This is a genomic window from Pseudomonas sp. SDT291_1_S447 (assembly GCF_054070155.1).
Map to the genome: position 1 here is coordinate 106624 of NZ_JBSVXS010000006.1, position 18895 is coordinate 125518.

14 protein-coding genes are annotated in these 18895 nt (G+C 58.8%); 3 read left to right on the forward strand and 11 right to left on the reverse strand.

Features of this window, described 5'->3' with window-relative positions; all coding sequences use genetic code 11:
* Positions 1-3: 3 nt before the first annotated feature.
* Together ACW9IR_RS04160 and ACW9IR_RS04165 are read right to left on the reverse strand one after the other, a co-directional pair.
* On the reverse strand, positions 4-897 hold the full coding sequence (locus ACW9IR_RS04160) for a glycine betaine ABC transporter substrate-binding protein (RefSeq protein WP_457461807.1): 894 nt from the start codon (positions 895-897) through the stop codon (positions 4-6).
* Between the two features lie 21 nt (positions 898-918).
* Positions 919-1608, reverse strand: coding sequence for an ABC transporter permease (locus ACW9IR_RS04165; RefSeq protein ID WP_169844036.1), 690 nt, complete (start codon positions 1606-1608; stop codon positions 919-921).
* Positions 1609-1966: 358 nt separating this feature from the next.
* On the opposite strand from ACW9IR_RS04165, the gene ACW9IR_RS04170 reads away from it, so the two are divergent.
* The 3 genes from ACW9IR_RS04170 to ACW9IR_RS04180 all read left to right on the forward strand — a co-directional run bounded on the left by ACW9IR_RS04170 (position 1967) and on the right by ACW9IR_RS04180 (position 5904).
* Positions 1967-3550 carry a peptide chain release factor 3 gene (locus tag ACW9IR_RS04170; protein WP_457461809.1) on the forward strand — a complete coding sequence of 528 codons (1584 nt, stop codon included), beginning with the start codon at positions 1967-1969 and terminating at the stop codon, positions 3548-3550.
* Positions 3551-4283: 733 nt separating this feature from the next.
* Positions 4284-5480, forward strand: a complete 1197-nt coding sequence (locus ACW9IR_RS04175) for an MFS transporter (RefSeq protein ID WP_457461811.1) — start codon at positions 4284-4286, stop codon at positions 5478-5480.
* A 160-nt stretch (positions 5481-5640) separates the two neighbouring features.
* On the forward strand, positions 5641-5904 hold the full coding sequence (locus ACW9IR_RS04180) for a hypothetical protein (protein ID WP_457461813.1): 264 nt from the start codon (positions 5641-5643) through the stop codon (positions 5902-5904).
* 211 nt (positions 5905-6115) lie between these two features.
* Here the strand turns inward: ACW9IR_RS04180 and ACW9IR_RS04185 are convergent, their stop codons facing one another.
* From ACW9IR_RS04185 to ACW9IR_RS04225, 9 genes are all read right to left on the reverse strand, one after another.
* Positions 6116-7096: a peptide ABC transporter ATP-binding protein gene (locus ACW9IR_RS04185; protein ID WP_007917625.1), complete on the reverse strand. Its 981-nt coding sequence runs from the start codon at positions 7094-7096 to the stop codon at positions 6116-6118.
* Complete coding sequence (locus ACW9IR_RS04190) at positions 7096-8064, reverse strand: ABC transporter ATP-binding protein (RefSeq protein WP_457461815.1); 969 nt, start codon at positions 8062-8064, stop codon at positions 7096-7098. The genes ACW9IR_RS04185 and ACW9IR_RS04190 overlap by 1 nt, the downstream gene beginning before the upstream one ends.
* 10 nt (positions 8065-8074) lie before the next feature.
* Positions 8075-9001, reverse strand: coding sequence for an ABC transporter permease subunit (locus ACW9IR_RS04195; RefSeq protein ID WP_102900706.1), 927 nt, complete (start codon positions 8999-9001; stop codon positions 8075-8077).
* A gap of 10 nt (positions 9002-9011) precedes the next feature.
* Positions 9012-10022: an ABC transporter permease subunit gene (locus ACW9IR_RS04200; RefSeq protein WP_007953665.1), complete on the reverse strand. Its 1011-nt coding sequence runs from the start codon at positions 10020-10022 to the stop codon at positions 9012-9014.
* A gap of 73 nt (positions 10023-10095) precedes the next feature.
* Entirely contained in the window at positions 10096-11691 is a 1596-nt protein-coding gene (locus ACW9IR_RS04205; RefSeq protein WP_457461818.1) for an ABC transporter substrate-binding protein, read from the reverse strand.
* A gap of 78 nt (positions 11692-11769) precedes the next feature.
* A complete protein-coding gene (locus ACW9IR_RS04210; protein WP_102900704.1) occupies positions 11770-13146 on the reverse strand; it encodes an OprD family porin in 1377 nt (458 codons plus the stop codon).
* A 175-nt stretch (positions 13147-13321) separates the two neighbouring features.
* Positions 13322-14920 (reverse strand): ABC transporter substrate-binding protein, encoded by a 1599-nt coding sequence (locus ACW9IR_RS04215; RefSeq protein ID WP_102900703.1) that lies wholly within the window; start codon positions 14918-14920, stop codon positions 13322-13324.
* Between the two features lie 300 nt (positions 14921-15220).
* On the reverse strand, positions 15221-16846 hold the full coding sequence (locus ACW9IR_RS04220) for an ABC transporter substrate-binding protein (RefSeq protein WP_457461820.1): 1626 nt from the start codon (positions 16844-16846) through the stop codon (positions 15221-15223).
* A 260-nt stretch (positions 16847-17106) separates the two neighbouring features.
* On the reverse strand, positions 17107-18708 hold the full coding sequence (locus ACW9IR_RS04225) for an ABC transporter substrate-binding protein (RefSeq protein WP_457461822.1): 1602 nt from the start codon (positions 18706-18708) through the stop codon (positions 17107-17109).
* Positions 18709-18895 lie beyond the last annotated feature (187 nt).

An 18895-nucleotide genomic window follows, 5' to 3' on the forward strand; every position in this document is an offset into this window, starting at 1 on the left:
TCCTTAGTTAAGTGGGTGCTGGCGCAGGAAATCGGCGGCCACTTTCGAAGGGCTTTCGTGATCGACGTCGACCCGCGCGTTGAGCTGGCGCATGGTTTCGTCATCGAACAGTTCGGCCAGCGGCTTGAGTTGCTCGGCCAGTTGCGGGTGCTTATCGAGATAAGCCTGACGCACCACCGGTGCGGCGGTGTAGTCGGGGAAGTAGTGCTTGTCGTCTTCCAGCAGTTTCAGGCCGAAGGCGTTGAGACGACCGTCGGTGGTGTAGACCAGACCGGCAAACACCTGGCCGTTGCGCAACGCGGTGTAAACCAGGCCCGCGTCCATCTGGCGGATGTTCTTGCGGGTCAGGTTCATGCCGTAAAGATCGACCATGCCGATCAGACCGTCGGAGCGGTTGGCGAATTCGGTGTCCAACGCCACCAGATGATTGGTCTTGGCCTCGGCGCGCAGCACTTCGTTCAACTGGCTGATGTTGTTGATCTGCGGATATTCCTCAGCGACCTTTTTCGGCAGCGCGAGGGCGTAGGTGTTGCTGAATTTCGACGGGGTCAGCCAGACCAGGCCTTTTTTCGCGTCGAGTTCTTTCACCCGGGCGTAGGACTGGGCGCTGTCGAGTTTTTCAGTGACATGGTTGTAGGCCACCAGCGATACACCGGTGTATTCCCAGAGCATGTCCAGCTGCCCGCTTTCGTGGGCGCTGCGGGCGAGGTTGCTGCCCAGACCGCCGGTGATCTGCGCGTCGTAACCCTTGCTGCGCAGGTACTGCGCGGTGATTTCCGCGAGCAGGGTCTGCTCGGTAAACACCCGGGCGCCGAGGCGGATAACCGGTTTTTCAGCGGCTTGGGCGACGCCTGCGAACAGCAGGATGCAGCCCAGAATCAAACTAAATCGTTTCATAGGTATTCCTTCGCAAAAGCCTTAAGACGGGCGCAAACCGCGTTCCAGCCAGAGACGGCTGGCGAGGGTGACGACGCCATCGAGCAGCAAGGCCAGCAGCGCGGTGCACGCGGCGCCGAGCAGCAGTTGCGGCTGATTGTTCAGGGCGATGCCAGGGAAGATCAGGCTGCCGAGGCTGTTGGCGCCGATCAGGAACGCTAGCGGCGCGGTGCCGACGTTGATTGCCAAAGCCACGCGCACACCACCGACAATGATCGGCACAGCGTTGGGCAATTCGACTTTCCACAGCACCTGACGTGGGGTCATACCGATGCCGACGGCTGCTTCTTTCAGCGAACCCTGGACGTTTTTCAGGCCTTCGTAGGTGTTGCGCACAATTGGCAACAAGGAGGCGAGGAACAAAGCGAAGATCGCCGGGCCACTGCCGATGCCGAGGACGCCCAGGGCAATCGCGAGCACGGCCAGCGGAGGCACGGTGTTGCCGATATTGAAGATCTGCATGAAGCGTTCAGCGCGGCCGACCATGGTCGGGCGACTGAGGAAGATGCCGGCGGGGATGCCCACGACAAGGGCGGCCAGCATTGAAGCGAGGACGAGAATCAGATGAGCTTGCAGGTAAAACAACAAATCGTCGCGGTAGTGTTCGATCGTGTTGATGCCGATCCAGTGGACCAGCAGGGCCAGGAGCGCGATCACCACCGCACCTCCCATCAGCCCTTTGCCATAGCGGATAGCCACAGGCGGACTCCTTTTTTTGTAGTCGGCGAACGCCCTCCCGTGTGGCATGCCATACATGGCTGCCGGGAATAAACGTTCGCGAGAAGCAGCTCCCTCAGCACCGGCAAAAAGCGGTCTGAAAGCGAGCCATGAGCGCAGCCTCGTCAGGCTAACTTGCTGATTTTTCAGCCCCTGACGAAAATTCGTAACAGGGGATGGACGTCTCCGTGCTTTAAAAGGTTCCCATCTGCGGCAGCATTTGGCCACCCTTAATGTGCTCAACGGTTCGGTTATTGCATCGAGTTGGGCTATAATCGCGGCCCTTTTTTGAATCACCGCCAGGCGATTTCCCATGACCAACCAGGCCGCCGAAGTCGCGAAACGCCGCACTTTCGCCATTATTTCCCACCCCGATGCCGGTAAAACCACGATCACCGAAAAGCTCCTGTTGATGGGCAAGGCGATTGCAGTGGCCGGTACGGTGAAATCCCGTAAATCCGATCGCCATGCGACATCCGACTGGATGGAGATGGAGAAGCAACGGGGTATTTCCATTACCACGTCGGTCATGCAATTCCCGTATCGCGACCACATGATCAACCTGCTCGACACCCCGGGCCACGAAGACTTCTCCGAAGACACCTACCGTACCCTGACGGCGGTCGACTCGGCATTGATGGTTCTCGACGGCGGTAAAGGTGTTGAGCCACGGACCATTGCGCTGATGGACGTCTGCCGTCTGCGTGATACGCCGATCGTCAGCTTCATCAACAAACTCGACCGTGACATCCGCGACCCGATCGAACTGCTCGACGAGATCGAAGCCGTGCTGAAGATCAAGGCTGCGCCGATCACCTGGCCGATCGGTTGCTACCGCGACTTCAAGGGCGTGTACCACCTGGCTGACGACTACATCATTGTCTACACCGCCGGTCACGGTCACGAACGCACCGAAACCAAGATCATCGAGAAACTCGATTCCGACGAAGCCCGCGCGCATTTGGGCGACGAGTACGAGCGCTTCATCGAGCAGTTGGAACTGGTGCAGGGCGCTTGCCACGAATTCAACCAGCAGGAATTCCTCGACGGTCAACTGACTCCGGTGTTCTTCGGTACTGCACTGGGCAACTTCGGTGTTGACCATGTACTCGACGCCGTCGTTGATTGGGCGCCGCGTCCGCTGGCCCGTGTGGCCAACGAGCGTACCGTCGAGCCGGTGGAAGAGAAGTTCTCAGGCTTCATCTTCAAGATCCAGGCGAACATGGACCCGAAGCACCGCGACCGCATCGCCTTCATGCGTATCTGCTCCGGCAAGTACGAGAAAGGCATGAAGATGCGCCACGTGCGCACCGGTAAGGACGTGCGCATCGGCGATGCCCTGACGTTCTTCTCCTCCGAGCGTGAGCAGCTTGAAGAAGCCTTTGCCGGCGACATCATCGGTCTGCACAACCACGGCACGATCCAGATCGGCGACACCTTCAGTGAAGGTGAATCCCTGGGCTTTACCGGTATTCCGCACTTTGCGCCGGAGCTGTTCCGTCGTGTGCGTCTGCGTGATCCGCTGAAGTCCAAGCAGTTGCGTCAGGGTCTGCAGCAACTGGCTGAAGAGGGCGCGACGCAGGTGTTTTTCCCGGAGCGCAGCAACGACATCATTCTTGGCGCCGTGGGTGTGCTGCAGTTTGATGTGGTCGCCAGCCGTTTGAAGGAGGAATACAAGGTTGAGTGCTCGTATGAGCCGATCACTGTGTATTCCGCGCGCTGGATCGAGTGCAGTGACAAGAAGAAGCTTGAGGAGTTTTCCAACAAGGCTGTGGAGAACCTGGCGGTCGATGGCGGGGGGCACCTGACTTACCTTGCGCCGACGCGGGTTAATCTGGCGTTGATGGAAGAGCGTTGGCCGGATGTGAAATTCCGGGCGACGCGTGAGCATCACTAAGCTTTTAGTTGGTTTGTTCGAAGCCCCCTAGGTGTATGCCTAGGGGGCTTTTTTTGTTTGGTTGGTTTTGGGGGGTATATCCGTTTTTTGGGTGATGGCGGCTTAGGGTTCCGCCCTTACGGCGGGTTACTTTTTCCAGACGCCGAAAAAGTAACCAAAAAGGCTTGCTCCTACGTGCGGCCCGCTCGCTGGGGCTCGGGGTTCCTTCGCTCCGGGATCGATCCGGGCGCAGCGTCTCCGGTTTGCTTCGCTGCACCTACTCCCGCTGTGTTTGGCTGCGCCAAACGGTCGCTGCGCTCCCACGCCCGGATCAATCCCTCCACTCAGCCTTCCGACGTCGCCTTACAGATCAAAAGCCGCAGCCGAGCTAACGCTCATCCTGTTGAGTGGTGAGGGGCACAGCTTGGTCGGCTTTGGATTTGTGGTGGATTCGCCCCTCACCCCAGCCCTCTCCCCAAGGAGAGGGAGCCGATTTGTGGGCCTTTCAAAACCTGAGTTCGGCTCGGTATTTCACGTCGGCGTACATCTCCCAAACACCTCGATTAGTCCCCTCTCCCTCCGGGAGAGGGTTAGGGTGAGGGGCTTTTGATCTCAAGTCGGTTTCTGGTTCCGTCAGCGCAATGGCTGTAGGACGACTCCGTTTTTCGTGATCTCGATGCACTTGAGCGCGACAACCCGCCTGCTGACCGTTAGTGTTCCAGCTCCACGCAAGTCGCTCTGAGAGGTCAATGGAATGACGAGTCGACTGACTCAACTGCTGCGGCTCAAAGGCTATTTCGGCGTGATGGCCTGGGTGCTCGCAGCGCTTTTGTTCATCAATCGTCTGAGCAGCATGGTCAAGCTGTTCATGGCGTTGTACTTGCGTCAGGAATTGGGGCTGGCGATCGAGACGGTTGGCTGGTTGTTGTCGGCGTACGGCGCGGGGTTGCTGGTCGGTTCGATGCTCGGTGGCTGGCTCAGTGATCATGTGCGCACGGCGCGGCTGACGGCGGCGTTGTTCTTTATTTCAGTGTGGGTGCTGATTCTGCTGGGGCTGGTCACGCAGGTGCCGTTGCTCGCTGCATTGCTGTTGCTCAGCGGAACCATCGATGGGGCTATTCGCACGCTGCATCAGCGGCTGATCATGGAATATTGCGAAGTCGCGCAGCGCTCGCGTGCGCAGGCGTTGAGTCGGGTTGCGCGCAACCTTGGGATGGCCGCCGCCGGTGTGGCGGGCGGGGTTTTGGCGCAGGCGGATTTTCGCTGGGTATTTTTCGGCAGTGCGGCGATGACGTTGTTGGCGCTGCTCTGGTTTGTTCGCACCACGTGGCAGCGACCGGTGCTGATCAATTACGAAAAGCCCACGGATGACGCAGGTTCCGGGGTGCCCTATCGCGACAAACCATTCCTCTGGTTGCTGGCGGCGACGGCCGTGCTTGGCATCGCGTTCGACACGGTCTACAGCACGCTGGGCAACTACCTGCGTGATTACTATCAGTTGAGCACCGAGGCCATTGGCTGGCAATTCGGGCTCAATGCGTTGCTGGTGATTGCCCTGCAGATTCCGCTGTCGCACTGGGGCGAGCGCTGGGGCATGCGTCGACAAATGCTGCTCGGCAGTGTGTTGCTGGCCTGCGGGCTCGGCATGTTGCCGTTCGGTTCCGGGCTGTTTTACGTCTGCCTGTCGACGCTGATCTGGACCTTGGGCGAGGCGTTTTTCATGCCGCCGCTGAATGTGCTGGCCATGCGCTTTGCCCAAGGCGGCAAAAGCGGTCAGTACTTCGGCCTGTTCTTTATGAGCTGGAGTGCCAGCGCATTGTTGTCGCCGGTGCTCAGCGGTCAGTTGTACGGCAATTTCGGTGGCCACAGTGTGTGGCTGGCGAGTGCGCTGATGGTGTTGATTTCCATCCCGCTGACTTGGCAGGCCACGCGCGTGCGCCCGGTCGCTTAGCTGATCCAGCTATTGGCATTATTCGAAAGCAATCTGTCTGTCGAGGGCATTTCTGCGCGCTCCTTAGCGTCCTATCTGGTGAACCCGATGGATCGGAACTAGATTTCACACAGCGCCAGTCAGGCACGAATGTCTCACCTGAAAATGGATGGAGTCGGCTATGAAAAGCAGGTTGCTACGGGTTTTATTGCTGTTGAAAATGATGGTCATGCTGTCCCTCGGCACCGCGACGGCCTGGGCCGAGTGCGAGGATCACGATTCTCAGGCGTTCAACGGCCAGGTCGGGCACAGCGACTTGATGCTGGCCAAATCCGAATCCGAGCCGGGCGATCAGGGGCAGGGTGGCAGCGCCGATGATGACGACTCGACCACTGATGAGCCGGACTCTGATGATCCGGACGCCGAAGGCGACAGCCAGACGTAAATCGCAGGCAAAAGAAAACCCCTTCAGCCTCGACTGATGCGCAATCGAGGAGGGAGGGGTTTGCTCAACACGTCACTCTGTTTGAAATGCGATCCCTGTAGGAGTGAGCCTGCTCGCGATAGCGGTGGATCAGTCGATGAGGATGTTGACTGAAATAACGCAATCGCGAGCAGGCTCACTCCTACAGTTTCTTTGTAGCCTCCAGATTTGCTTACGCCGCGCCGTCGAGGAATTGCTCGGCGTAGTGGCAAGCCACCTGCCGGCTGTCGAGCTGGCGCAACGCCGGCTCTTCCGTGCTGCAACGCTCGGTTGCATACGGGCAGCGCTTGTGGAAAGCACAGCCCGGTGGCGGGTTCAGCGGGTTAGGCAGTTCGCCGACGATCTTGATTTTCGGCTTGTTCGGGTCCGGGTGAATGGTCGGGGTCGCCGACAGCAGCGCCTGGGTGTACGGGTGCAACGGACGCTCGTAGATGTCGTTCTTCGGCCCCAGTTCCACCGGGCGACCGAGGTACATCACCATCACGTCATCGGCCACGTGTTGCACCACCGCAAGGTTGTGCGAGATGAACACGTAAGCGGTGTTGAACTCCTGCTGCAGATCCATGAACAGGTTCAGCACCTGCGCCTGAATCGACACGTCCAGTGCCGAGGTCGGCTCATCCGCCACCAGCACTTTCGGTTGCAGCATCATGGCGCGAGCTAGGGCGATACGCTGACGCTGACCGCCGGAGAACATGTGCGGATAACGCTGATAGTGCTCAGGACGCAAGCCGACCTGCTTCATCATCGCCTGGACTTTCTCGCGACGTTCGGCGGCGGAGAGGTTGGTGTTGATCAGCAGCGGCTCTCCGAGCTGGTCACCGACTTTCTGCCGTGGGTTCAACGACGCGTACGGGCTTTGGAAGACCATCTGCACGTCTTTGCGCAGTTGCTTGCGCTGGGCCTTGTCGGCACCGGCGACTTCCTGGCCGGCGATTTTCAAGGATCCGGAAGACGGGTCTTCAATCAGCGTCAACGCGCGGGCGAGGGTGGATTTACCGCAGCCCGATTCGCCTACAACAGCGAGAGTCTTGCCGGCTTCCAGTTCGAACGACACGCCGTTGAGTGCGCGTACGGTCGCATGGCCCTTGAACAGGCCACGGGACACTTCGTAGTGACGGGTCAGGTCGCGGGCGGTAAGTACGACGGCCATTACGCCACCTCCTGGTTCAGCGGGAAGAAGCAGCGGGCGAGGCTGTGGCTTTTCGGATCAAGGCCTGGACGCTGCGCGCGGCAGCTGTCCTGCACGTACGGGCAGCGTGGCGACAGCAGGCAACCCTGCGGACGGTCGTAGCGGCCCGGGACGATGCCCGGCAGGGTCGAAAGACGTGCGGCGCCGAGGCTGTGCTCGGGAATCGCCTTGAGCAACGCTTCGCTGTACGGGTGCGCCGGGACGTCGAACAGTTGCGGTACCTGACCGACTTCAACGGCTTGCCCTGCGTACATCACGCAGACGCGCTGGGCGGTTTCAGCCACGACTGCGAGGTCGTGGGTGATCAGCACCAGGCCCATGTTCTGTTCTTTCTGCAACGCCAGCAGCAGATCCATGATCTGCGCCTGAATCGTCACGTCCAGCGCAGTGGTCGGTTCGTCGGCGATCAGCAGTTTCGGCTCGCCGGCAATTGCCATGGCGATCGCAACACGCTGGCTCATACCGCCGGACAGTTGGTGCGGGTAGGCGTCCATGCGGCTGGCGGCGCCCGGAATTTCAACTTTTTCCAGCAGTTCGATCGCGCGTTTGCGCGCTTGCTTGCCGGACATTTTCAGGTGCAGGCGCAGCACTTCTTCGATCTGGAAGCCGACGGTGTAGCTCGGATTCAGCGCAGTCATCGGATCCTGAAAAACCATCGACAGGTCTTTGCCGACGATCTGCCGACGCTGACGGTTGCTCAGCTTGAGCATGTCTTTGCCGTCAAAGCTGAGCGCGTCGGCGGTGACGATGCCGGGATGCTCGATCAGGCCCATCAGCGCCATCATGGTCACGGATTTACCCGAGCCCGATTCGCCAACGATGGCGAGTACTTCGCCCTTGTCGACTTTCAGGTCGAGGCCATCGACCACCGGCGTCGCGGTCTTGTCGCCGAAGCGAACGTTGAGATTCTTGATTTCTAGCAGTGACATGGGAATCTCCTCAGGCGGCGTTCTTGAGTTTCGGGTCCAGCGCATCGCGCAGACCGTCGCCCATCAAGTTGATTGCCAGCACGCTGAGCAAAATGGTCAAACCAGGCAGACTTACCACCCACCAGGCGCGTTCGATGTAGTCGCGGGCCGAGGCCAGCATGGTGCCCCACTCAGGAGTTGGCGGTTGTACGCCAAGGCCGAGGAAGCCCAGTGCGGCGGCATCGAGAATCGCCGAGGAGAAGCTCAGAGTCGCCTGAACGATCAGCGGCGCCATGCAGTTCGGCAACACGGTGATGAACATCAGACGCGGCAGACCGGCACCGGCGAGGCGAGCGGCGGTCACGTAGTCGCGGTTCAGTTCGCCCATCACCGCAGCGCGGGTCAGACGCACGTAGGACGGCAAGGACACCACAGCAATGGCGATCACGGTGTTGATCAGGCCAGGGCCGAGGATGGCGACGATCGCCACAGCCAGCAGCAGCGATGGCAGGGCCAGCATGATGTCCATCAGACGCATGATGGTCGGGCCGATCATCTTCGGAAAGAAGCCGGCGAACAGACCCAGCAGGATCCCCGGAATCAGCGACATCACCACCGACGACAAACCGATCAGCAGCGACAGGCGCGAACCCTGGATCAGGCGCGACAGCAGGTCGCGACCCAGTTCATCGGTGCCGAGCAGGAACTGCATCTGCCCGCCTTCCAGCCACGCCGGCGGCGTCAGCAGGAAGTCACGGTATTGCTCGCTCGGGTTATGCGGCGCGACCCACGGCGCGAACAGCGCGCAGAAAATCACCAGCAACATGAACAGCAGGCCGGCAACCGCGCCCTTGTTCTTCGAGAAGGCTTGCCAGAATTCTTTGTACGGAGACGGGTACAGCAGACTTTGATCCGCGTTTGGGGCGGACGTGGCTACTGAGGATGTTGGAGTGCTCATGGTATGGACCTCAGCGCTGATGACGGATGCGTGGGTTGGCAAAGCCGTAGAGGATGTCCACTACGAAGTTGACCAGAATCACCAGGCAGGCGATTAACAGGATGCCGTTTTGCACAACCGGATAGTCCCGGGCGCCGATGGCTTCGATCAGCCATTTACCGATGCCGGGCCAGGAGAAGATGGTTTCGGTCAGTACCGCACCGGCCAGCAGCGTGCCGACTTGCAGGCCGACCACGGTGAGTACCGGAATCAGTGCGTTACGCAGACCGTGGACGAATACCACGCGCGACGGCGACAGGCCTTTGGCCTTGGCGGTGCGGATGTAGTCTTCGCGCAGCACTTCGAGCATCGACGAACGGGTCATCCGCGCGATCACCGCCAGCGGAATGGTGCCGAGTACGATGGCTGGCAGGATCAGGTGATGCAGAGCATCGAGGAACGCGCCCATGTCGTCGGCCAGCAGCGTGTCGATCAGCATGAAACCGGTGCGCGGCTCGATGTCGTAGAGCAGGTCGATGCGCCCTGAGACCGGCGTCCAGCCCAGGCTCACCGAGAAGAACATGATCAGGATCAGGCCCCACCAGAAGATCGGCATCGAATACCCCGCCAGGGAGATGCCCATCACCCCGTGGTCGAACAGCGATCCTCGCTTGAGTGCCGCAATCACCCCGGCCAGAAGCCCGAGAATGCCGGCGAACAGCAGGGCGGCCATGGACAGTTCCAGGGTCGCCGGGAAGAGGGAGGTGAACTCGGTCCACACGCTTTCACGGGTACGCAGGGATTCGCCGAGATCGCCGTGGGCCAGTTTGCCGATGTAGTCCAGATATTGGGCATACAGTGGCTTGTTCAGACCTAGGCGTTCCATTGCCTGAGCGTGCATTTCGGGGTCGACCCGACGTTCGCCCATCATCACTTCCACGGGGTCGCCCGGAATCATGCGAATCAACGCGAAAGTCAGCAAGGTGATGCCGAAAAACGTGGGGATCAACAACCCCAGTCGGCGGGCAATAAAACTAAACATCTTGTGTGGTACCTCATCAGCCGGTTAGGCGTGCCCGGCGTCCCTGGGGTCAGGGGCACCGGGAGTTTCTTATCTACTTCACCTGGGTGGTGGCGAAGTTATTAGTGGTGAGAGGGCTGATGTGATAGCCCTCTACATTGTTGCGCATTGCAGTAAACATCCTGGTGTGGGCCATGCTGATCCATGGCTGATCCTGATTAAACAATACTTGCGCCTGTTCGTAGAGCGCGGCGCGTTCGGCCGGATCTACTTTAGCCCGTGCTTCATCCAGCAGCGTCTGGAATTTCTCGTTGCACCAGCGCGCGTAGTTCTCGCCGTTTTTTGCCGCCTCGCAACTGAGCATAGGCGTCAGGAAGTTATCCGGGTCGCCGTTGTCGCCCGCCCATCCGGCCGAGACCATATCGTGTTCGCCAGCCTTGGCGCGCTTGAGCATTTCACCCCATTCCATCACGCGGATGTCGATCTTGATCCCGACTTTCGCCAGGTCAGCCTGCATCATTTGCGCGCCGAGCATCGGGTTGGGGTTGGTCGGGCCGCCGCCGTTGCGGGTAAACAGGGTAAACACGGTGCCTTCCGGCACGCCGGCTTCCTTGAGCAGGGCGCGGGCCTTGTCGAGGTCACGTGGCGGGTTCTTCAGGTCGTGGTTGTAGCCCAGCAGCGTGTCCGGGTACGGGTTGACCGCAACGGTCGCATTGCCCGGGCCAAACAGCGCGTTGACGTAAGCCGCTTTGTCGAAGGCGATATCGATCGCCTTACGCACGCGCACGTCGCTCATGTATTTGTGCTGAGTGTTCATGGCGATGTACGAGACGGTCATCGCGTTCAGCTCTTCGACCTTGAGCTTGTCGTCTTTCTTGATGCTCGGGATGTCATCCGGTTTCGGATACAGCGCGATCTGGCACTCGTTGGCCTTGAGCTTCTGCAGGCGCACGTTGTTGTCGGTGGCGATCGCCAGAATCAACGCGTCGGCCGGTGGCTTGCCACGGAAGTAATCCGGGTTGGCCTTGAAGCGCACCTGAGCATCCTTGGCGTAGCGCTGGAAGATGAACGGGCCGGTGCCGACAGGCTTGTTGTTGAGGTCGCCGGTCTTGTTGGCCTTGAGCAACTGATCGGCGTATTCGGCGGAGTAGATGGCGGTGAACGGCATCGCGACGTCCGCCAGGAACGGCGCTTCGCGGCGGGTCAGGGTGAACTTGACCGTGTGGTCGTCGATTTTTTCGACGCTTTTGAGCAGTTCTTTGAAGCCCATGCTTTCAAAGTACGGGAAGCCCACGCTCGACAGCTTGTGCCACGGGTGATTCGGGTCCAGCTGACGCTGGAAGCTCCAGACCACGTCGTCGGCGTTCATGTCGCGGGTCGGCTTGAAGTATTCGGTGGTGTGAAACTTGACGCCTTGGCGCAGGTGGAACGTGTAGGTCAGGCCGTCTTCACTGATTTCCCAGGTGTCTGCCAGGGCCGGAACGATTTCCGTCGTGCCAGGCTTGAAGTCCACCAGACGATTGAAGATGGTTTCGGCCACAGCATCCGCCGTGACTGCAGTTGTGTACTGGACCATATCGAAGCCTTCCGGACTGGCTTCGGTGCAGACCACCAAGGGTTTGGCCGAGACGCCGATGGCGGCGCTCAACAACACGGCCGCAACGGCCGCACGTAGGGGAAGCATTTTCATCGATAACCCTCTGCAATCGGTTGAAGACAAAAAGCCGAACGGCCGACTCATCATGAGTCAGCCGTCGGCTGGCGTTTTTTACAGGATGTTGAACGGGATGGTCGTCACGAGACGGAACTCGTTGATGCTGCCGTCAGCCTGGTTTTCGCTGGCGCGGTGGGTGGTGTAGGTCGCGCGGATCGTGGTGGCCTTGAGCGGGCCGCTCTGCACGGCGTACGAAGAACCAATGCCGTATTCGTAATGGTGTTCGCCGTCCATGCTGCGCACGTCGTAAGCGGTGCCGACGTAGTGAGTACCGTCGATGCCCCAACCGCGAGCGCTGTAGGCGTTGAACTTCAGGCCCGGAATGCCGTACTCGGCCATGTTGATGCCGTAGGCGATCTGGAAGGATTTCTCGTTTGGTCCGTTGAAGTCCGACAACAGGGAGTTGGCCAGGTAGATGCCGTTGGTTTCGTGCAGGTAGTCGAAGTACTCGTTACCGTTCACTTCCTGGTACGAGAAGGTCAGGGTGTGTGCCTGGTGAGTCAGACCGAACGACAGCGAGTAGGTGTCGTTGTCGATCTCGCCCATCAACTTTTTGCCTTCGTCGACGGTCTTGTAGTAGTTCAGGCCGGTGGTCAGGCTCAGTACCGAGCTGTCGCCCAGTTCGTGAGTGGCGCCGAAGTAGTACTGGTTCCAGAAGTCTTCAGCCTGGGTCGCGTAGAGGCTGGTTTTCAGGCTCTTGAGCGGCTGATAGTTCACGCCGGCGGTGTTGACGTGGTCGGTTTCAACGCCGGTGTTGCTGTATTCGGTGCGGAATTTCGACAGGCTCTGTTCGGTACGTGGTGACACGCGGTCGAAGGTCGCGAGGTCGAACGACAGATTGTCGAATTCTTCACTGTGGATCGCCACACCTTCGAAGCTCGAAGGCAGCGGACGGTTGCCGATAACGTCGACGATCGGGCTGCTGAAGTTCATGCGGCCGGCGGTCAGGGTGGTGTTGGAGATACGCGCCTTGACGTTGGCCAGACCCAGTTTGCTCCACTGATCGACGGCGTCGCCGTTGGAGTGGGCGAGGGTACGGTTGGAACCGCCCTTGATGTCTTCGCGGCTGCGATCCAGTGCAATGGCGTTGTACGCCGCGACTTCAGTGCTGATCCCCACGGTGCCCTGGGTGAAGCCCGAGGTGTAGTTGAGGATGGTGCCCTGGACCCAGTTGATCCGGCGCGAACCGGTCAGGGTTTCGCCGTGGCGTTCATAGCTGAAAGTGCCGCCGCGCTTTTTTTCTTCGTTGGCGTACCAGTTACGGGTCGAGCCCGACAGGCTCTGGCCATCGATAAAACCCTTGGCTTCGGACTGGGCGCTAGTGCTGGCCAGTTGCGTCGGCATGAAGTCCTGGCTGACGCTTTCAGCATGGGCTCCGGCGGTGATGCTGCTGATGGCCAAGGCCAGTATCGCGGTGTTGCTCAGTTTCATGGGTGAAGCTCCTTTACTTTCTTTTTATGCCGGCTTTTTTTGGTATGCCGGTTATTGGTTTAGAACTCATTCACACATCGCAAACGTTTGCCAAAAGCCGGATTGGCGAATTTCGGCAAAGCGCTTGCGTGAGGGGCTAGACAGCGCCCCTCAGCGTTGCGGCTAATCGTCTGGTTTAATCGATACCGACACCCGAGAACACGTTGCGACCGAACGGGCTGACTTTGAACCCTTCGATCCTCGCGCTTAACGGCTGGTTGACCGTCGAGTGGGCGACAGGCGTGATCGGCACTTGCTGTTTAAGCAATTGCTGAGCCTGTTTGTAGAGCACGGTGCGCTGGTCGCGGTCAGTGACGACTTTGGCCTGTTTGATCAGCTTGTCGTAAGCCGGGTCGCACCACATGGAGTAGTTGTTGCCGCCGATGGCATCGCAGCTGTACAGCGTGCCGAGCCAGTTGTCCGGATCCCCGTTGTCACCGGTCCAGCCGATCAGGCTGATGTCGTGCTCGCCATTTTTGGTGCGCTTGATGTACTCGCCCCATTCGTAGCTGACGATCTTCACTTTCAGACCGATCTTGGCCCAGTCCGCCTGGAGCATTTCCGCCATCAGTTTGGCGTTCGGGTTGTATGGACGTTGCACCGGCATCGCCCACAGGGTGATCTCGGTGCCCTCCTTGACGCCGGCAGCCTTGAGCAGCTCTTTGGCTTTTTCCGGGTTGTAGGCGGCGTCTTTGATGCTGTCGTCGTAGGACCATTGGGTTGGCGGCATGGCGTTCACGGCCAGTTGGCCGGCGCCTTGATAAACAGCGTTGAGAATCCCCTGTTTATTCACCGCCATGTCCAGCGCCTGACGCACTTCGAGCTGGTCGAAGGGTTTGTGGCGCACGTTATAGGCGATGTAGCCGAGGTTGAAGCCCGGCTTGGAAATCAGTTGCAACTTCGGGTCAGCCTTCAACGCTTCAACATCGGCAGGGCGCGGATGCAAGGTAATCTGGCATTCGCCCGCCTTGAGCTTCTGCACGCGCACCGAGGCGTCGGTGTTGATCGCGAAGATCAGGTTGTCGAGTTTGACCCGGCTCGGATCCCAGTATTGTTTATTACCCGTGTAACGGATGTTCGAGTCTTTCTGATAACTCTTGAACACGAACGGCCCGGTGCCAATCGGTTTCTGGTTGATGTCGCTCGGCTTGCCTTCGGCCAGCAGTTTGTCGGCGTATTCGGCGGACAGGATGGCGGCGAAGCTCATGGCGATGTTCTGAATGAACGCGGCGTCGACGCTGTTGAGCGTGAACTCCACGGTCAGCGCCCCGGTCTTTTCGACCTTGGCGATGTTCTTGTTCAGGCTCATGCCGTTGAAATACGGGAACTCGGTCGGATAAGCCTTACGGAAAGGTTGCTGGGCATCCAGCATGCGATTAAACGTGAACAACACGTCATCGGCGTTGAAGTCGCGGGTCGGTTTGAAGTACGGCGTTGTATGAAACTTCACACCTTCACGCAGGTGAAAGGTGTACTTGAGACCATCCTCGGAAATATCCCACGTGGTCGCCAGGCCAGGTACGACATTGGTCGCGCCTTTTTCGAACTCGACCAAACGGTTGTACAGCGGCTCGGCGGCGTCGTTATCGGTCGCTGTCGTGTATTGCGCGGTATCAAAACCCGCCGGGCTGCCTTCAGAGCAGAACACCAGACTTTTGCTGGCGGCGAAACTGGCGGACGAGGCGGCCAACAGGCCGGCGCCCAGCAGTGCGGAACAAATCAAGGTATGGCGCATGACGCTCCCTCTTTTTTTAGTGTTGTTCAATGCGCCGTCGTCTCATCCGGAGACGTTTGGCTACATCGAGCTCAATCCAGTACGTACGGCAAACCGGTGGCCCACGCAGAAACTGGTCAGTACCCGACGGTAGGGGCCGCGGTCCTGGCAGTAAATGCGTAAATGCCTTAAAGCTCGTAGGAAAAGGCGACACGTCCTATACCGCTGCGGTAATCCACAGTGGAATTGGCTGTAGGCAATTTCCTAAATTCCCGGCAGGTAAAATAGCGGCGACGTTAAAAACGTCGCCGCTGCAGTGCCTTATTTGCTGACGCTGACGCCGTAGAAGGAGTTCAAGCCAAATGGGCTGATCTTGAAATCCTGCACGTTGGCGCGCATGGGTTGGAACACCGTCGAGTGAGCGATAGGTGTGTAGGGAACAGCATCTTTAAGGACGTGTTGCGCCTGTTTGTACAGTTCGGTGCGTTTGGCCTGATCGGGGGTGCGCTTGGCATCCTTGACGAGACCGTCGTACTTCTTGTCGCACCACTTGGAGAAGTTGTTGCCGTTGAGCGAGTCGCAGCCGAACAGCACGTTCAGCCAGTTGTCCGGGTCACCATTGTCACCGCTCCAGCCAATGATCATGGCCTGGTTCTCGCCACCTTTGGAGCGCTTGATGTACTCGCCCCACTCGTAGCTGGTGATCTTCACTTTCAAGCCGATCTTGGCCCAGTCGGACTGGAGCATTTCAGCCATCAGTTTGGCGTTCGGGTTGTACGGACGCTGCACCGGCATCGCCCACAGAACGATTTCGGTACCTTCCTTGACGCCGGCTTCCTTGAGCAGCTGTTTGGCTTTCTCAGGATCGTACTTGGCATCTTTGATGGTGGTGTCGTAAGACCACTGGGTCGGCGGCATGGCATTGACGGCCAGTTGGCCGGCGCCCTGGTAAACCGAGTCGATGATCTGCGGCTTGTTCACCGCCATGTCCAGCGCCTGACGGACGCGCAGGTCAGCCAGCGGGTTGGCTTCGTTGCTGCCTTTGACCTTGTCCATCACGTTGTAGGCGATGTAGCCGAGGTTGAAGCCAGCCTGGTCAGGCATCTTCAGGGATTTGTCTTCTTTCAGCGCTTTCAGGTCGGCTGGACGCGGGAACAGGGTGACCTGGCACTCGTTCTTTTTCAGCTTCTGAATACGGACCGACGGGTCGGTGGTGATGGCGAAGATCAGGTTGTCGATCTTCACGTCATCAGGCTTCCAGTACTCTTTGTTCCCGGTGAAGCGGATGTTGGAGTCTTTCTGATAGCTCTTGAACACGAACGGGCCGGTGCCGATCGGCTTCTGGTTGATGTCGGCAGGCTTGCCTTCTTTCAGCAGCTGCGCTGCGTATTCGGCGGATTGTACCGAGGCGAAGCTCATGGCCATGTTCTGGATGAACGCAGCGTCGACTTCTTTCAGAGTGAACTTGACGGTGTGGTCGTCGACTTTATCGATCTTGGTGATGTTGGTGTCCATCCCCATGTCGGTGAAGTACGGGAATTCGGTCGGGTACGCCTTACGGAACGGGTCATCCTTGTTAATCATGCGATTGAAGGTGAACAGCACGTCGTCGGCGTTGAACTCACGAGTCGGCTTGAAATACGGGGTGGTGTGGAACTTGACGCCTTCACGCAGGTGGAAGGTGTACGTCAGGCCATCATCGGAAATGTCCCACTTGGTCGCCAGACCAGGAATCACGGCGGTGCCGCCGCGCTCGAACTGGGTCAGACGGTTGAACATGGTTTCGGCTGAGGCGTCGAAGTCGGTTCCGGTGGTGTACTGGCCTGGGTCGAAACCGGCCGGGCTGCCTTCGGAGCAGAACACCAGGTTAGTCGCAGCGGATGCGAAAGGTGCGGAGGCTAACAAGCCTGCGCCGACTAAAAACGGAATGACCGCGTGTTTAAGCATGTTGGCCTCATGATTTGTTGTCATTTTTTAGTTGTGAGGTACGACCTCGTGAGTCGTGCCTGCGGATACTTATGCAGGGGCCATACCCAATGCAAGATCCAGAGCGGTCGGCGGCCTCAAACGGTGGCACGAACGTACCTTAATGTCGCATCTGTATAACTTTTGACGCATTTGACCGTTTGCGAGTGGTTTTAACGGTGCAAATGGAGCCCCAAAACGGTGCGCTGGTCACCTTGTGCGCGCCGCCTTGGGGCTCGGTGTTACTTATTTATACCCACGCCATAGAAGGGGGTTAGACCGAACGGGCTGATACGGAAGTCGGTGACTTCCTTGCGCAGCGGCTGGAACACCGTGGAGTTGGCAATCGGCGTGATCGGCACTTGCTGTTTAAGGATCAGTTGCGCCTGTTGATACAGTTTTACCCGCTGTTCTTTGTCGGTGGATAACTTGGCCTGTTGCACCAGATTGTCGTAGGCCGGATCGCACCATTTGGCGTAGTTGCTGCCTTTTACCGCCGCGCAGCTGTAGAGCACGCCAAGCCAGTTGTCCGGATCGCCGTTGTCACCTGTCCAACCATAGATCATGGCGTCGTGCTCGCCATTTTTCGCACGTTTGATGTACTCGCCCCATTCGTAGCTGACGATGTTGGCCTTGATGCCGATTTTCTCCCAATCCTGCTGGATCATCTGTGCCGACATCCGCGCATTCGGGTTCGATGCGCGTTGCACTGTCATCGCCCAGAGGTTGATGGTTGTACCTGGCGCAACCCCTGCTTCTTTCAGTAGCACCCGGGCTTTGACCGGGTCGTAAGGGGCATCCTTGATGGTCGGGTCATACGACCATTGCGCCGGCGGTAAAGCGTTTTGCGCCAGCTGGCCGGCGCTTTGGTAGACGGCTTTGATGATTGCCGGTTTGTCGATGGCCATGTCCAGCGCCTGCCGCACTTTGAGCTGATCGAGAGGCGCGTGAGTGGTGTTGTAAGCGAGGAAGCCGAGGTTGAATCCGGCCTGCTTGAGCACGCGCAGGTTCGGGTCTTTTTCCATCACTTCGATGTCGGCCGGACGCGGGTAGCCGCTGACCTGGCATTCGCCGGCCTTGAGCTTCTGCAGGCGCACGGCGGCGTCGGGAGTGATCGAGAAAATCAGGTTGTCGATTTTGACGTCTTCGGGTTTCCAGTAGGTCTTGTTGGCGGTGTAGCGGATTTGTGAATCCTTCTGGTAGCGCTTGAACACGAACGGTCCGGTGCCGATCGGCTTCTGGTTGAGGTCGGCGGCTTTGCCTTCCTTCAACAGTTGCGCGGCGTATTCGGCTGATTGCACCGAGGCGAAGCTCATGGCGAGGTTTTGCACGAAGGCGGCGTCGACGTTGTTGAGGTTGAAGCGCACGGTGTTTTCGTCGAGTTTTTCTACCGATTTGATTGTGGTGTTGAGGCCCATGTCGGTGAAGTAGGGGGATTCGGCGGGGTAGGCCTTGCGGAAGGCGTTGTCCGGGTCGAGCAGGCGCTGGAAGGTGAAGAGGACGTCGTCGGCGTTGAAGTCTCGGGTGGGTTTGAAGTAGTCGGTGGTGTGGAATTTTACGTTTTGTCGCAGGTGGAAGGTGTATTGCAGACCGTCCGGGGAGATGTCCCATTTTGTCGCCAGGCCGGGTTCGATGTCGGTGCCGCCGCGTTGGAATTGGGTGAGGCGGTTGAAGACGGTTTCGGCGGAGGCGTCGAAGTCGGTGCCGCTGGTGTATTGGCTGGGGTCGAAGCCTGCCGGGCTGGCTTCGGAGCAATAAACGAGTGTTGTGGCGGCGTTGGCGATCGGGGCTATGGCTGTTAGTGCGAGGGAGATCAAGAGCGGTTTTAGGGTGGATCTTGGCATGGGGTCCCCGGGGAATCGGCGGTGGTAATCGTGGAAGAGTAGCTGGGGCGGGGGTGTTGGCGGAAATATCGTTTTTCCTGTTGAAGCGTCTATCTCGGCATATCTAGCACTTGTGTGTATATCCGTTGCTGCGGTAACGGCGGCTTAGGGTTTCGCCCTTACGGCGACTCACTTTTTTTCAAACGCC